General features: G+C 24.2%; 1 protein-coding gene. It reads right to left on the reverse strand.

Annotated elements, in window-relative coordinates; all coding sequences use genetic code 11:
* Positions 1-1,571 (reverse strand): hypothetical protein (locus CAMP18497_RS08135; protein WP_337213729.1); only part of this gene is annotated, 1,571 nt, incomplete at its 3' end.
* Between the last annotated feature and the right edge of the window lie 25 nt (positions 1,572-1,596).

Genomic DNA, 1,596 nt, shown 5'->3' on the forward strand with positions numbered 1-1,596 from the left:
GATACAATCTTAAAATCTTCTTTTATATCATCTATAATGATATTGCTTTGTTTCGTTTTTAAAGAAGTTTCATTGTTAAAATTTGTGTTTTTTATTATAGTATCTATACTTTCTTTTGTATTGTTTTCTTGATTTGAATTTAAAGAAAGTTCTTTGAAATTTATACTTTCTTTTATATTACTTTTTTGATTTAAGTTTTTATTTATTTCTTTATTTTCATTTTTATTGATTGTTTTATCTTTGTTATTTAATTCTTCATTGATAATAAAAGAACTCATATAAGTTTGATAAGCATGTTCTAAATCTTTAAAACCAAGTCTTTTAAATTCATCAATACTTTTATAAAGTTCTTTTCTTGCATTTAAATAAGTATCATTTAGTTTGTTTTTATGAGAGATAAAGATAGTATAAAAGCTAGAGTTAAATTCTAATTCTTTTATTGTGTTTTCATCAAATAAAGCTTGCTTATCTTTATCATATAAAACATAATCTTCACAAAAATATAAAGCTTTTAATAAATAGGGTTTTGAATCGATGTTGATGTTGTTGATATCTTGCAAGTTTAAAGTCTTTAGTAGGTATTGTTTATTAGCAATAATACTTAAGCTTTGATTGGAATTTAAAAAAGTATTTTTTTCTTGTTTTAATTGAAAGCTTAGCTTTTCATTTAAAGATTTAAATAAAGAATTAAAAATTTCATTTTTTATTCTATTATCTTCTTTATAAAGTTTTAAATCAAATTGATATTTTTGTTCTTCTTGTTCAATGATTTTTTCTTGTTCTTTTAAATCTTGTATGTTTTTTAAATATTCTTCATCTATAAAATTGTAAGTTGTAGAAGCTATACTTGTTTTAGTTATAAGTTCTTTTTTCTTTGCTAGAGCAAGTTTGTATTGTTTTGAATAGCTAGGGTAGGGGCGTGGAGTGAAGAGGGAGAAAGGATTGATTAGTTTTTGAAAAAAATCATTTGGATGATCAATACATTGACCATTAGGTGTTATAGAATTACTAGGGCATACAACAGGAGGTTTAATTTTATCTCCGATTTTATTAAGCAAATCTTGAGTATTTATTAGCAGTTTTTTTGCTAATTCTTTAATGTTTTCAGAAAAATAGTAAGATATAACACTTCCTCCAGCAAAAATAATTATACCAAAAATAATTTTTCCTCTAAACAAGATAAGTGCTATTTCTTTGGAAATATCTAAGCCTTTTTTTAAAACAAAATCTTGTATAACTTCTTCTCCTAATTTTACTAAAACTTTAGTTATATCACCATTGTTAATATACTCTAAGGTATATTCAGTAATTTTTAGTTTGCTATCCACTTTATCTGTAATAACTTGAACTTTTTGAATATAAGGTTGTAGGGTTTCTTTAGTGGGAGAGTTGGGGGAAAGGTTGAAGCCACTGCTAAAAAAATCGAAAGTATTACTTGCTTTTCCTATTCCTTCTCTACTACTTTCTATAACCTCTTGTCCTTCTCTTAGAGCTTCTTTTATACTTTCTTTAATGTTAATAGTAGTATTGTTTTCATTATGAACACTAGTATTATTTTCATTTGCATTCATCTAAGGCCTTTTGGATTTTGTTTAT

It is taken from the genome of Campylobacter sp. W0066.1, assembly GCF_024723635.1.
GTDB classification, from domain to species: Bacteria; Campylobacterota; Campylobacteria; order Campylobacterales; family Campylobacteraceae; genus Campylobacter_D; species Campylobacter_D lari_C.